This is a genomic window from Microbacterium longlingense (assembly GCF_058349825.2).
In genome coordinates this window covers 40,873-54,542 of the sequence record NZ_JBYRJA020000013.1, presented here as the reverse complement: position 1 = coordinate 54,542, position 13,670 = coordinate 40,873, and the positions used below count along the sequence as shown (strand labels likewise).

The 13,670-nt window shown below is 69.8% G+C and carries 11 protein-coding genes; all 11 read left to right on the top strand.

Features of this window, described 5'->3' with window-relative positions; translation table 11 throughout:
• Positions 1 to 10 precede the first annotated feature (10 nt).
• Complete coding sequence (gene hisF, locus AC3RXY_RS14930; protein WP_491511703.1) at positions 11 to 772, top strand: imidazole glycerol phosphate synthase subunit HisF; 762 nt, start codon at positions 11 to 13, stop codon at positions 770 to 772.
• On the top strand, positions 769 to 1,161 hold the full coding sequence (gene hisI, locus AC3RXY_RS14925) for a phosphoribosyl-AMP cyclohydrolase (RefSeq protein WP_491511702.1): 393 nt from the start codon (positions 769 to 771) through the stop codon (positions 1,159 to 1,161). Before hisF ends, hisI begins: the two co-directional genes overlap by 4 nt.
• Positions 1,158 to 1,754, top strand: coding sequence for a Trp biosynthesis-associated membrane protein (locus AC3RXY_RS14920; protein WP_491511701.1), 597 nt, complete (start codon positions 1,158 to 1,160; stop codon positions 1,752 to 1,754). Before hisI ends, AC3RXY_RS14920 begins: the two co-directional genes overlap by 4 nt.
• Positions 1,755 to 1,877: 123 nt before the next feature.
• Positions 1,878 to 2,108 carry a DUF6704 family protein gene (locus tag AC3RXY_RS14915; RefSeq protein ID WP_491511700.1) on the top strand — a complete coding sequence of 77 codons (231 nt, stop codon included), beginning with the start codon at positions 1,878 to 1,880 and terminating at the stop codon, positions 2,106 to 2,108.
• Positions 2,108 to 2,887, top strand: a complete 780-nt coding sequence (gene trpC, locus AC3RXY_RS14910; protein WP_491511699.1) for an indole-3-glycerol phosphate synthase TrpC — start codon at positions 2,108 to 2,110, stop codon at positions 2,885 to 2,887. The genes AC3RXY_RS14915 and trpC overlap by 1 nt, the downstream gene beginning before the upstream one ends.
• 86 nt (positions 2,888 to 2,973) lie before the next feature.
• Positions 2,974 to 4,152 carry a tryptophan synthase subunit beta gene (gene trpB / locus AC3RXY_RS14905; RefSeq protein WP_491511730.1) on the top strand — a complete coding sequence of 393 codons (1,179 nt, stop codon included), beginning with the start codon at positions 2,974 to 2,976 and terminating at the stop codon, positions 4,150 to 4,152.
• The gene (gene trpA, locus AC3RXY_RS14900; protein ID WP_491511698.1) at positions 4,149 to 4,949 is read left to right on the top strand and encodes a tryptophan synthase subunit alpha; all 801 of its coding nucleotides are present in this window, start codon (positions 4,149 to 4,151) and stop codon (positions 4,947 to 4,949) included. Before trpB ends, trpA begins: the two co-directional genes overlap by 4 nt.
• Positions 4,950 to 4,959: 10 nt before the next feature.
• Positions 4,960 to 5,961, top strand: coding sequence for a prolipoprotein diacylglyceryl transferase (gene lgt / locus AC3RXY_RS14895; protein WP_491511697.1), 1,002 nt, complete (start codon positions 4,960 to 4,962; stop codon positions 5,959 to 5,961).
• Between the two features lie 122 nt (positions 5,962 to 6,083).
• Entirely contained in the window at positions 6,084 to 10,661 is a 4,578-nt protein-coding gene (gltB, locus tag AC3RXY_RS14890) for a glutamate synthase large subunit (RefSeq protein ID WP_491511729.1), read from the top strand.
• A complete protein-coding gene (locus AC3RXY_RS14885) occupies positions 10,654 to 12,102 on the top strand; it encodes a glutamate synthase subunit beta (RefSeq protein ID WP_491511696.1) in 1,449 nt (482 codons plus the stop codon). The genes gltB and AC3RXY_RS14885 overlap by 8 nt, the downstream gene beginning before the upstream one ends.
• 87 nt (positions 12,103 to 12,189) lie before the next feature.
• Positions 12,190 to 13,641, top strand: a complete 1,452-nt coding sequence (gene pyk, locus AC3RXY_RS14880) for a pyruvate kinase (protein ID WP_491511695.1) — start codon at positions 12,190 to 12,192, stop codon at positions 13,639 to 13,641.
• Positions 13,642 to 13,670: the final 29 nt, after the last annotated feature.

Genomic DNA, 13,670 nt, shown 5'->3' with positions numbered 1-13,670 from the left:
AGGAGCGCACATGGCTCTTTCCGCGCGCATCATTCCGTGCCTCGACGTGGCCGACGGCCGCGTCGTCAAGGGCGTCAACTTCGCGGGGCTTCGCGACATGGGAGATCCTGTCGAGCTCGCACGGTCCTATTACGAGCAGGGCGCCGATGAGCTGACCTTCCTCGACGTGACGGCGACGGTCGAAGCGCGTGCGACGACCTATGACGTCGTCCGCCGCACTGCGGAGCAGGTTTTCATCCCGCTGACCGTCGGCGGGGGCGTCCGCCAGGTCGACGATGTGGCCCGGTTGCTCTCGGTCGGTGCAGACAAGGTGGGCGTGAACTCGGCTGCCGTCGCGCGCCCGGAGCTGATCGGCGAGATCGCGGACCGTTTCGGGGCACAGGTGCTGGTGCTCTCGCTCGACGTGAAGCGGTCGGACGACGTGCCGTCCGGTTTCGTCGTGACGACGCACGGAGGCAGGGCGCTCACCACCCTCGATGCCGCTGCGTGGGCCCGCGAGGCCGCGGAGCGGGGGGCCGGTGAGCTGCTGGTGAACTCGATCGACGCGGATGGCACGCGTGAGGGCTTCGACCTGGAGCTCGTGGCGCTCATGCGGGAGGTCTCCGCGGTTCCGGTGATCGCCTCCGGCGGGGCAGGCGCTGTGGAGCATTTCGCGCCGGCGATCGATGCCGGAGCGGACGCCGTCCTCGCCGCGAGCGTGTTCCACTCGGGGGCGATGACCATCGGCGACGTCAAGGAGGCGCTGCGCGCCGATGGCGTGGTCGTGCGATGAGCGCGCCGGACGCCGGGCCCGCCGAGACGACGCTCGACGCGGTGCGCTGGAGCTCCGACGGGCTGGTCCCGGTGATCGCCCAGCAGTGGGACTCCGGGGAGGTGCTCATGCTTGCGTGGGCGAACGAGGAGGCGCTGCGTCGCACCCTCGAGACGGGGTGGGCGACGTATTGGTCCCGCAGCCGCCGCGCGTATTGGCGCAAGGGGGAGACGTCCGGTCACCTGCAGCGCGTGGTCGACGTGCGCGTGGACTGCGATGGCGACACGGTGCTGTTGAAGGTCGACCAGACGGGTGTCGCGTGCCACACCGGCGCTCGGAGCTGCTTCGACGTCGCCCGCCTGCCGTTGTCGGCCACCGAGCAGACCGGGCCAGCCGAGGCGACGCGATGAGTCCCCGCCGGCTCCGGTCGATGGGTCTGCTGGCGCTGCTCGTCCCGGCGGCGATCGGCCTGCTCTCGGCCACCCAGCCTTGGCTCATCGTCGAACGCGCCGACGGAGCGGCCGTCGTCGAGGTCTCCGGCGGTCAGGCGCTGCCGCTCCTGACCCCGCTGAGCCTGGCGATCCTCGCGGCCGGTGGCGCGCTCCTCATCGCCGGATCGCTGTTCCGGCACGTTCTCGCGGCGCTCGCGCTGGTCTTGGGTGCGGTGCTCGCGGTCGGTACGAATCAGGTACTGTTCGGCGAACGTCTTCCCGCCGCGTCCGCGGCGCTCACCGAGGTGACCGGCATCGCGGGGGAGACCGGCCTCGCCGAGATCGTCGCGCGGATCGACACGACGGTGTGGCCCACGCTGGCGTCGATAGCGTGGGCGCTGCTCGTGGTCGGTGCGGCTTGGGTGTTCGCCACGACGCGCCGCTGGAACGGCGGCGGGCGCCGCTTCGAGACGACCGCATCCCACCCGGCCGGCGCCGCGGCCGAGGAGACTGCCCTGGACGCGTTCGACTCCTGGGACGATCTCTCGCACGGGAGCGACCCGACGCGGTGACGCATCGATGCGGACCCCGCGGGCCCGTCGGTCGCGTGAGCGGCTCAGCGGATGGATAGACTGGCCGTGCCGGATAGACGCCATCGTCGGTCCGGATGCCCACGCACAGACTCGGAGGAGACCATGACGAACTCGATCGCCGATCCCGGCCACGGACACTCGCCTGCCGCCTGGACCGCAGTCGTGATCATGCTCGTCGGTCTCTCCATCGGCACCGGGGCGTTCATCGCCGACATCCCCTGGCTGGTCTGGGCCGGCGCTGCCGTCGTCCCGGTCGGTCTCATCGTCGGCGCGATCATGGCCAAGGCCGGATACGGCGTGAACGGACCGAAGTACAGCCCGAAGGCCCACTGATGGTCCTCGCCGACCTCACGGCCGGCGCTGTCGAGGACGCTCAGCGGCGGGAGACCGCCCGCTCGCTCGCGGAGGTCGAACGAGCCGCCCTTGCCATGCCCGCGGCCGCCGACGCCCTCGCCGCGCTCGCGCCGGACACCACGGTGCGCATCATCGGGGAGGTCAAGCGCGCCAGTCCGTCGCGTGGCGCTCTGGCTGCCATCCCCGACCCCGCCGCGCAGGCGCGTCTCTACGAGCAGGGCGGCGTCTCTGCGGTGAGCGTGCTCACCGAGGAGCGCCGTTTCGGCGGAAGCCTCGCCGACCTCGAGGCCGTCGCGCGAGCGATCACGGTTCCTGTCCTGCGCAAGGACTTCATCGCCACCCCCTACCAGGTCTTCGAGGCCAGGGCCGCCGGCGCCGACCTCGTCCTGCTGATCGTGGCCGGCCTTGAGCGCGCCGTCCTCACTGAGCTGTATCAGCTGATCCAGCAGCTCGGCATGACCCCGCTGGTCGAAACGCACTCGGCGGACGAGATCGAGATCGCCGCGGACCTCGGTGCGCGCCTGATCGGCGTGAACGCCCGTGACCTCACGACCCTCGAACTGGACCGCGATCTCTTCGCCCGCCTCGCCGATCGCATCCCCGACGGCGCGATCCGCATCGCGGAGTCGGCTGTGCTCGCCCCCGAGGACGTCACGCGGTACCGTCGCGCGGGAGCCGACGTCGTCCTGATCGGGGAGGCGCTGGTCACCGGCGACCCGATCGCCACCCTTCGCACCTTCCTGGAGGCGGGTTCTTGAGCTCTTCCGTCGACCACGATTCCTCCGGCCCCCGCAGCCTGCGCGACCAGCACGGTCCGTTCTTCGGCGAGTTCGGCGGCCGGTACATGCCGGAATCGCTCATCGCCGCGATCGATGAGCTCACCGAGGCCTATGAGGCCGCCCTGGCCGATCCGGCCTTCCGGGCCGAGCTGGCGCGGCTGCTCGGCTCGTACGCCGGACGCCCGTCGCCGATCACGGAGGTTCCGCGGTTCGCACAGCACGCCGGCGGCGCACGGATCTTCCTCAAGCGCGAGGACCTCAACCACACCGGGTCGCACAAGATCAACAACGTCCTCGGCCAGGCTCTGCTGACGGCACGGCTGGGCAAGACCCGGGTGATCGCCGAGACCGGCGCCGGCCAGCACGGCGTCGCGACGGCCACGGCGGCGGCGCTGTTCGGGCTGGACTGCACGATCTACATGGGCGAGGTCGACACCGAGCGCCAGGCGCTCAACGTCGCCAGGATGCGCCTGCTCGGCGCCGAGGTGATCCCGGTCACGACCGGCTCGCGCACCCTCAAAGACGCCATCAACGATGCATACCGCGACTGGGTGGCGACCGTCGAGACGACCAACTACATCTTCGGCACGGCGGCAGGCCCCCACCCGTTCCCGGCAATGGTCAGAGACTTCCAGAAGGTCATCGGAGAGGAGGCCCGCGAGCAGCTGCTCGCGGAGGCCGGACGCCTCCCTGATGCTGTTCTGGCTTGCGTCGGCGGCGGTTCCAACGCGATCGGCATGTTCGACGCGTTCCTCGACGACGAGGGTGTCCGTCTCTACGGCGTCGAAGCAGCCGGCGACGGCGTCGACACCGACCGTCACGCCGCGTCGATCGAGCGCGGTCGTCCCGGGGTGCTCCACGGCGCGCGTACCTATGTGCTGCAGGACGAGGACGGCCAGACCATCGAGTCGCACTCGATCTCCGCGGGGCTCGACTACCCGGGCGTCGGCCCGGAGCACTCCTGGCTGGCGGATATCGGTCGCGCCGAGTACATCCCGGCGAGCGACGATGAGGCGATGCAGGCGTTGCGTCTGCTGAGCCGCACCGAGGGCATCATCCCGGCGATCGAGTCGGCTCATGCGCTGGCCGGTGCGATCCGCGTCGGCCAGGAGCTGGGCCCCGACGCCGTGCTGGCCGTGTGTCTCTCCGGCCGGGGCGACAAGGACATGGACACCGCGGCGCGCTACTTCGACCTCTACGACGCGGCGCAGGACGGCTCCGTGCAGGAAGGCGGCCGGGCATGAAGATCGAGCAGGCCATCCAGCGCGCGCATGACGAGGGGAGGGGCGTGTTCATCGGCTATCTGCCGGTGGGCTTCCCCGACCTCGACACGAGCATCCAGGCGGCGATCACGCTGGTACGCAACGGTGTCGACATCATCGAACTGGGGCCGCCCTACAGCGACCCGGTGATGGACGGCCCGGTGATCCAGGCGGCGACCCGTGCGGCACTGGCGCGGGGATATCGCACCGCGGATCTCTTCGCAGCCGTGCGTGCGATCACCGACGCCGTCGACGCGCCGGTGGTGGTGATGACCTACTGGAACCCCGTGATGCAGTACGGCGTCGACCGCTACGCCGACGACCTCGTCGCGGCGGGCGGCGCGGGGCTGATCACCCCGGACATCACGCCGGACGTCGCCGCGGAGTGGATCGCCACGAGCGAGCGCACCGGTCTCGACCGCGTCTTCCTGGCGGCGCCGACGTCGTCCGATGAGCGCCTCGGTCTCGTCGCGCGGTCGTCGACGGGGTTCGTGTACACGGTCTCGACGATGGGCATCACCGGGGAGCGGGCGGAGCTGGACGCCGCGGCGCGCACGCTGGTCTCCCGGCTGCGGGCCCAGGGCTGCGAGCGTGCGTGCGTCGGCATCGGCATCTCCAACGCCGAGCAGATCGCGGGTGTTCTCGAGTACGCCGACGGAGCGATCGTCGGCACCGCGCTGGTGCGTGCCCTCGGCGACGGCGGCCTGGATCGCCTCGCCGAGGTGACCCGCGAGCTCGCGGAGGGCACCCGCCGCGACGCCGCCCAGCGCTCCGCATAGAATCGTGATCATGCCTCACGCGCTCTCCGCGATCGCTCTCGATGTCGCCACCAGCATCCCGAGCCCCTCGATCAGCTCCTTCCAGGTCGGCCCTGTGCCCATCCACTTCTACGCCCTGTGCATCATGGTCGGCATGATCGTGGCGGCGCTGATGACCAATCAGCGCCTGACAGCGCGGGGCGCGGAGAGGTGGGTCGTCATCGACATCGCCCTCCTCGCGGTTCCGCTGGCGCTCATCGTCGCTCGCCTGTACCACGTTTTCACCCACGCGAGCTTCTACTTCGCCGATGGTCACGAGTGGTGGAACCCCTTCGTGAAGCACGCGATCTGGAACATCTGGGACGGCGGCATCGCGATCTACGGCGCCCTCATCGGCGGCGCGGTCGGCGCCTGGCTCGGCTGCCGCTGGACCGGCATCCGGTTCTGGACCTTCGCCGATGCCCTGGCCCCCGGTCTTCTGCTCGCCCAGGCACTCGGCCGGTTCGGCAACTGGTTCAACCAGGAGCTGTTCGGCCAGCCCACCGACCTGCCCTGGGGCCTCGAGATCGACGAGGGGAACCCGTCGATCCCCGAGGGGCTCGCTCCGGGAACCCTGTTCCACCCGACCTTCCTGTACGAGGTGATCTGGAACCTCCTCGGCGTCTTCGTCCTGCTGTGGATCGGCAACCGTTTCCGCCTGCAGTGGGGTCGCCTGTTCGCGGTGTACCTGATCTGGTACAGCGCCGGTCGTATCGTGTGGGAGTCGATCCGCATCGACCCGAGCGACGTCTACCTGGGGCTGCGCACCAATGTGTGGGCCGCGATCTTCGGCGTCGTCATCGGCCTGGTCATCCTGGCGGTGCAGCGCCGACACCTCGGTGTCGAGCCGTCTCCGTACATGCCTGGTCGGGAGCCGGCCGATGCTGATGTACACTCTCAGAACCAGATTTCGGACTACGTGGATCTGAGCGAGCCGCCCACCCCCGCGGCCGCGGTCGCCGGCGCAACCACCGGCGGATCCTCGCAGGACTGAATCGTGCCGGGCCGGAGCCCGGCACCCGCAGCGTGGGCCAGCGACGTCCCGCCTGATCCCCGATCTGCCCCGATCCTGATCTCGCAGAGGACCCCATGTATCAAGACCCTTCCACCGAGCCCATGTCGCCGCCGGGTCGTCCGGCGTTGCCCGGGATGGCTGTTCCGGCGCGCCAGGGCATGTATGACCCCGCGTTCGAGAAGGACGCGTGCGGTCTCGCCATGGTCGCCACCCTGCGCGGCACCCCCGGGCACGACATCGTCGCGCTCGCCCTGGAGGCACTGCGCAATCTCGAGCACCGTGGCGCGGTGGGCTCGGACGCCGGCACCGGCGATGGTGCGGGCATCCTCACCCAGATGCCCGATTCCTTCCTGCGCGCCGTGGTGGACTTCACGCTGCCCGCGGCGGGGGAGTACGCGGCAGGGCTGGCCTTCCTGCCGCTGGACTCCTCTGCTCGTCGTACCCAGAAAGCCGGTATCGAGCGGATCGCACGCGAGGAAGGCCTCGACGTGCTCGGCTGGCGCGTCGTGCCGACGGCCAACCAGCACCTGGGCCGTCTCGCCGACGAGGCCCGTCCGTCTTTCGAGCAGCTCTTCGTGTCCCTTCCGGGCGTGGGCGGCCGAGGCGCATCCACCTCGCTGGTGCTTGACCGCACCGCCTACCGTCTACGCAAACGCGCCGAGCATGAGCTCGGCGCGTATTTTGTTTCCCTGTCGTCGCGGACGCTCGGCTACAAGGGCATGGTCACCACCCTCCAGCTCGAGCCGTTCTACCCCGATCTGCAGGACGAGCGATTCGCCTCGGAGCTGGCGGTGGTCCACTCGCGGTACTCGACCAACACGTTCCCCTCGTGGCCGCTCGCGCAGCCGCTGCGCATGCTCGCTCACAACGGTGAGATCAACACCGTCAGCGGCAACCGCAACTGGATGCGTGCCCGGCAGTCGCAGCTCGCATCGGACCTCCTCGGCGACATCCGTCCGCTCCTGCCGATCTGCCCCGACGGGGCGAGCGACTCCGCGTCCTTCGACGAGGTGCTCGAGCTGCTCACGCTCACCGGCCGCAGCCTGCCCCACGCGATCATGATGATGGTGCCGGAGGCCTATGAGCAGCGCACGGACATCGATCACGATCTGCGCGCGTTCTACGACTACCACGCGAACATCATGGAGCCGTGGGATGGTCCGGCGGCCCTGATCTTCACCGACGGCACGCTCGTCGGCGCCACGCTGGACCGCAACGGCCTGCGCCCCAGCCGCTGGACCGAGACCGTCGACGGCCTCGTCGTCCTCGGCAGCGAGACCGGCATCCTCGAGTTCGAGCCGGAGCGCATCCGCCGGCGCGGCCGCTTGCAGCCGGGGCGGCTTTTCGTGATCGACACCGCTCAGCGCCGCATCGTCGAGGACGAGGAGATCAAAGCGGAGCTGGCGGGCATGGCCCCCTGGGCCGCGTGGCTCGAGCAGGGCGCCGTCCGCCTGGCCGAGCTTCCTGAGCGCGAGCACATCGTGCACCCGCACGCGTCGATCGCCCGTCGGCAGCGCACCTTCGGCTATACCGAGGAGGAGGTGCGCATCCTCCTGACCCCGATGGGGCAGACCGGCGCAGAACCGCTCGGCGCCATGGGCAGCGACACGCCCATCGCCGTTCTCAGCGAACGTCCGCGGCTGCTGTTCGACTACTTCGTGCAGCAGTTCGCGCAGGTCACTAACCCGCCCCTCGACTCCCTGCGGGAACAGGTCGTCACCAGCCTGCGCCTCGGCCTGGGGCCAGAGCAGAACCTGCTCTCCTGGGGCCCGGAGCACGCGCGTACCGTGACGCTCGACTTCCCCGTGATCGACAACGACGAGCTCGCCAAGATCCGGCATATCGACCGCGCCCTGCCGGGCAGTTCGAGTGTGACCATCAGCGGGCTGTACCACTTCGATGCCGGCGCCCACACCATGGCGGAGCGGCTCGAGGAGATGTGCGCAGAGGCAGACGCCGCGATCGAGCGCGGCGCGGAGTACATCATCCTCTCCGACCGCGACTCCAACAAGGACCTCGTCCCGATCCCGTCCCTGCTGATGCTGTCCGCCGTGCACCACCACCTCATCCGGCGCGAGAACCGGATGAAGGTGGGCCTGATCGTGGAGGCCGGCGACGTCCGTGAAGTGCACCACGTGGCGACGCTCATCGGCTACGGCGCGTCCGCGGTCAACCCCTACCTCGCGATGGAGACCGTCGAGCACCTGACGCGCACCGGGTACATCACCGGGATCACCCCCGAGGACGCCGTGCACAACCTGATCAAGGCGCTCGGCAAGGGGGTGCTCAAGATCATGTCGAAGATGGGCATCTCGACGGTGGCCTCCTACGCGGGTGCCCAGGTCTTCGAAGCGGTGGGGCTGAGCCAGGAGTTCGTCGACGCCTACTTCTCCGGCACGGTCTCCAAGCTCGGCGGCATCGGGCTCGCGGAGCTGTTCCGTGAGAACCAGGAGCGCCACGACCACGCCTATCCGCAGGACGAGGCGGCCCGCGCCCATGAGCGCCTGTGGACCGGTGGCGAGTATCAGTGGCGGCGCGACGGGTCTCCGCACCTGTTCAACCCGGACACGGTGTTCCGACTGCAGCACGCCACCCGCACCCGGCGCTACGACATCTTCCGCGAGTACACCCGTCTCGTCGACGACCAGGCGGAGGAGCTGAAGACGCTGCGCGGCCTGTTCCGGCTGAAGGAGGGGGAGCGCCCGCCGGTGCCCCTCGACGAGGTCGAACCGGTCTCCGAGATCGTCAAGCGGTTCTCCACGGGCGCGATGAGCTACGGCTCGATCTCGCAGGAGGCGCACGAGACCCTGGCGATCGCGATGAACCGGATCGGCGGCAAGTCGAACACCGGCGAGGGCGGGGAGGACCCGGAGCGCCTGGTCGACCCGGAGCGCCGCAGCGCGATCAAGCAGGTCGCCTCCGGTCGATTCGGGGTGACCAGCCAGTACCTCACCGAGGCGGACGACATCCAGATCAAGCTCGCTCAGGGCGCCAAGCCCGGCGAGGGCGGTCAGCTGCCGCCCCAGAAGGTGTATCCCTGGGTGGCGCGCACCCGCCACGCCACCCCCGGCGTCGGGCTCATCTCGCCTCCGCCGCACCACGACATCTACTCGATCGAGGATCTCAAGCAGTTGATCTTCGACGTCAAGCGTGCCAACCCCGAGGCCCGCATCCACACCAAGCTGGTCAGCCAGTCCGGCATCGGCGCGGTCGCGGCCGGCGTCGCCAAGGCGTTGAGCGATGTCATCCTGGTCTCCGGGCACGACGGCGGGACGGGCGCAAGCCCGCTCAACTCGCTCAAGCACGCCGGGACCCCCTGGGAGCTCGGCCTCGCCGAGGTGCAGCAGACGCTCATGCTCAACGGCATGCGCGACCGTGTCGTGGTCCAGGTCGACGGCCAGCTCAAGACCGGCCGCGACGTCGTGATCGCCGCGCTCCTGGGCGCCGAGGAGTTCGGCTTCGCCACCGCTCCGCTCGTGGTGAGCGGCTGCGTCATGATGCGCGTGTGCCACCTCGACACCTGCCCGGTGGGCGTCGCGACGCAGAACCCGCTGCTGCGCCAGCGTTTCACGGGCAAGCCCGAGTTCGTGGTGAACTTCATGGAGTTCATCGCGGAGGAGGTGCGCGAGATCCTCGCGCAGCTCGGCTTCCGTTCGATCCGCGAGGCCATCGGACGCAGCGAGCTGCTCGACGCCGACGGCGCGGTGTCGCACTGGAAGGCCGCGGGGCTCGACCTCGGCCCGATTCTCCTGGGCCCGGTGTTCCCGGCAGGAGAGCCGCGGCGCAGCGAGCGCGTTCAGGACCACGAGCTGGGCGAGCACTTCGACGCGCCGCTGCTGCCGCGCGCGTCGAGCGTGATCGCCTCGGGAGGACGGGTCGAGTTCGACCTGCCGGTCCGCAACACCGGGCGGGCGATCGGCACGTTGCTCGGCCATCATGTGACCAAGGCGCACGGTGAGAACGGCCTGCCGGAGGACTCGATCGTGCTGAACCTCACGGGTTCCGCCGGGCAGTCCCTCGGCGCGTTCCTGCCCCCGGGCATCACCATCCGCCTGTCCGGCGACAGCAACGACTACGTCGGCAAGGGTCTCTCCGGCGGACGCATCGCGGTGCGCACGCCGGAGGGCGCGCAGTTCGACGCCGCGCAGAGCGTGATCGCCGGAAACGTGATCGGGTACGGCGCGACGTCCGGCACCATGTTCCTCGGCGGCATCGTCGGCGAGCGATTCCTGGTGCGCAACTCCGGCGCGACGGCCGTGGTGGAGGGAGTGGGCGACCACGCCCTGGAATACATGACCGGTGGCACAGCGGTCATCCTCGGGCGTACGGGACGCAACCTCGGCGCCGGGATGAGCGGCGGTACCGCCTATGTCTACGACCTCGATCCCGCAGCCATCAACCGCGACGCGCTCGAGAACGGCGACCTCGTGCTCTCGGGCGTCGAGGAGTCGGATGCCGCGCTCCTGCGCGACCTGCTCCATCAGCACGTCGACGAGACAGGTTCGGCGCTCGCTCAGGCGATCCTGGACGGATTCGACGCAGAGGCGGTGCGCTTCACGCGCATTCTGCCGCGCGACTTCGCCGAGGTGCGCCGTATCCGCAGCGAGGCGACCGAAGCCGGCCTCGATCCGGACGGCGATGTCGTCTGGACGTCCATCCTGGAGGTGACCCGTGGCTGATCCTCGGGGGTTTCTGAAGACGACGGAGCGCGAGCTCCCCGCCCGACGCCCGGTGCCGGTGCGCATCATGGACTGGCGCGAGGTGTACCAACCGGGGGACACGACCGTGACCCGGCGCCAGGCGGGTCGCTGCATGGACTGCGGCATCCCGTTCTGCCACAGCGGGTGCCCGCTGGGCAACCTCATCCCGGAGTGGAACGACCTCACCTGGCGTGGTGAGGACCACGCAGCGATCGAGCGACTGCATGCGACCAACAACTTCCCGGAGTTCACCGGGCGGCTGTGCCCTGCGCCGTGCGAGAGCGCGTGCGTGCTGGGCATCAACCAGCCCGCGGTGACGATCAAGCAGGTCGAGGTGTCCATCATCGACCGGGCCTGGTCGGAAGGCTGGGTCACCCCCCACCCGCCGGAGCGCTTGACCGGCCGCACCATCGCGGTCGTGGGCTCCGGGCCGGCCGGTCTGGCTGCGGCGCAGCAGCTCACCCGTGCCGGACATACGGTGGCGGTGTTCGAACGCGACGAGCGCGTCGGCGGTCTGCTGCGCTTCGGCATCCCGGACTTCAAGATGGAGAAGCAGCACATCGACCAGCGGGTGGCGCAGATGGAGGCGGAAGGCACCCGGTTCCGCACCGGGGTCGAGATCGGTCGGGACATCACCTGGGCCGATCTGCGGGCCCGCTACGACGCCGTCGTCATCGCCACCGGCGCCACCGTGCCGCGCGACCTTCCCCTGCCCGGCCGCGACCTCGACGGTGTGCACTACGCGATGGACTACCTCGTGCAGGCCAACCGCGTCGTCGCGGGTGACGATGTCCCCGCTCAGATCACGGCGGCCGGAAAGCACGTCGTCGTGATCGGCGGCGGCGACACCGGCGCGGACTGCATCGGTACCGCTCATCGCCAGACCGCGATGAGCGTGACCAATCTGGCGATCGGCAAGCAGCCGCCGGGGCTGCGTCCCGATCACCAGCCGTGGCCGACGACGCCGACGCTGTTCGAGGTGCAATCCGCCCACGAGGAAGGCGGGGAACGCCGGTATCTGGCCTCCACCGTGGAGTTCCTCGACGACGGCCACGGCCGAGTGCGCGCGCTGCGCGTGGCCGAGACCGAGTTCGTCGACGGACGCCGCGTGCCCAAGAGCGGCACAGAGCACGAGATCCCCGCCGATCTCGTCCTCATCGCCATGGGCTTCACCGGTCCGGAGCGGGTGGCCCTCGAGGGCGTCGTGCCGGGGGAGCGCGGTGCGATCGCGCGGGACGACCGATACCAGACCTCGCAGCCCGGGGTGTTCGTGGCGGGGGACGCGGGGCGCGGCCAGTCCCTCATCGTCTGGGCGATCGCGGAAGGCCGCGCGGCGGCATCCGCTGTCGACCGCTATCTGATGGGGGAGTCCGTGCTCCCGGCGCCGGTCAGACCCGCAGATCTTCCGCTCGTCGTCTGAGCGGCGTAGGGTGAGGGGAGCGGGCCGGTGTCATCCCGGCCTGCTCTTTCTCTTTTCTGCCCGCCCCCCTTCCTCATCAGGAGACCTGTGAGACGCGCCAAAATCGTTGCCACGCTCGGCCCAGCCACATCCGACTACGACACCCTGCGTTCCCTCGTGGACGCCGGGCTCGACGTCGCCCGGCTGAACCTCAGCCACGGCGACTACACCGTTCACGACGCCAACTACGCCAACGTCCGCCGTGCCGCCGAGGAGTCCGGCCGTGCGGTCGCCGTGCTCGTCGACCTCCAGGGCCCGAAGATCCGGCTCGGCCGGTTCGAAGACGGCCCCTACGAGTTGGCAGAAGGCGACATCTTCAAGATCACCACCGAGGACATCCTCGGCAACAAGGAGATCTGCGGTACCACCTTCAAGGGCCTGCCCAACGATGTCGCCCCGGGCGACTTCCTGCTGATCGACGACGGCAAGGTGCGCGTCGAGGTCATCGACACCGACGGCACTGTCGTCACCACCCGGGTCGTGGTGGGCGGGCCGGTGTCCAACAACAAGGGCATCAACCTGCCCGGCGTCGCCGTGAATGTGCCGGCGCTGAGCGAGAAGGACGAGCAGGACCTCCGCTGGGCACTGCGCACCGGCGCCGACCTGATCGCCCTCTCGTTCGTCCGCAGCGCGGACGACGTCACCCGCGTCCACGAGATCATGGCGGAGGAGGGCGTGCGCATCCCGGTGATCGCGAAGATCGAGAAGCCGCAGGCCGTGGAGGCCCTCGAGGAGATCGTCGCCGCGTTTGACGGCATCATGGTCGCCCGTGGCGACCTCGGCGTCGAGCTGCCCCTCGAGGCGGTGCCGATCGTGCAGAAGCGCGCCATCGAGCTCGCCCGCCAGAACGCCAAGCCCGTGATCGTCGCGACGCAGATGCTCGAGTCGATGATCACCAGCCCGGTGCCCACCCGCGCCGAGACATCGGACGTCGCCAACGCGGTGCTCGACGGCGCCGACGCGGTGATGCTCTCCGGTGAGACCAGCGTGGGCGAGTACCCGCTCACGGTCGTGGAGACGATGGCCCGCATCATCGAGTCCACCGAGGAGCACGGCCTGGAGCGCATCCAGGGCCTCGCCAACCCGCCGCACACCCAGGGCGGCATCATCACTCTCGCGGCCCTCGAGGTCGCGGAGGCGCTGAACGCCCGCTACCTGTGCGTCTTCAGCCAGTCGGGCGACTCCGCCCGGCGTCTGGCGCGCCTGCGTCCGCGCATCCCGATGGCCGCGTACACGCCGGAGCCCAACATCCGCCGGCGTCTCGCGCTCACCTGGGGCATCCATGCTGCGCTCGTCGACTCTGTCGAGCACACCGACCAGATGTATCGCCAGGTCGACGAGCATCTCCTGGGCAACGGGTACGCCGAGCCCGGCGACGTCGTCGTCGTGGTCTCGGGATCGCCTCCCGGCATCATCGGCTCCACCAACGACATCCGCGTGCACCACGTCGGGGATGCCGTGAGCGGGGCAGCCCCCGTGTACAAGTCGTACGACGCCTGACACGTATGCACTCACGACCGCACCGCCGG

Excerpts from the sequence above, each read along its gene's own strand:
- AC3RXY_RS14915 (WP_491511700.1), top strand. The coding sequence starts at position 1,878 with ATGACGAACTCGATCGCCGATCCCGGCCACGGACACTCGCCTGCCGCC.
- AC3RXY_RS14920 (WP_491511701.1), top strand. The coding sequence starts at position 1,158 with ATGAGTCCCCGCCGGCTCCGGTCGATGGGTCTGCTGGCGCTGCTCGTC.
- trpA (WP_491511698.1), top strand. The coding sequence starts at position 4,149 with ATGAAGATCGAGCAGGCCATCCAGCGCGCGCATGACGAGGGGAGGGGC.
- trpC (WP_491511699.1), top strand. The coding sequence starts at position 2,108 with ATGGTCCTCGCCGACCTCACGGCCGGCGCTGTCGAGGACGCTCAGCGG.
- trpB (WP_491511730.1), top strand. The coding sequence starts at position 2,974 with ATGCCGGAATCGCTCATCGCCGCGATCGATGAGCTCACCGAGGCCTAT.
- lgt (WP_491511697.1), top strand. The coding sequence starts at position 4,960 with ATGCCTCACGCGCTCTCCGCGATCGCTCTCGATGTCGCCACCAGCATC.
- hisI (WP_491511702.1), top strand. The coding sequence starts at position 769 with ATGAGCGCGCCGGACGCCGGGCCCGCCGAGACGACGCTCGACGCGGTG.
- gltB (WP_491511729.1), top strand. The coding sequence starts at position 6,084 with ATGTCGCCGCCGGGTCGTCCGGCGTTGCCCGGGATGGCTGTTCCGGCG.
- hisF (WP_491511703.1), top strand. The coding sequence starts at position 11 with ATGGCTCTTTCCGCGCGCATCATTCCGTGCCTCGACGTGGCCGACGGC.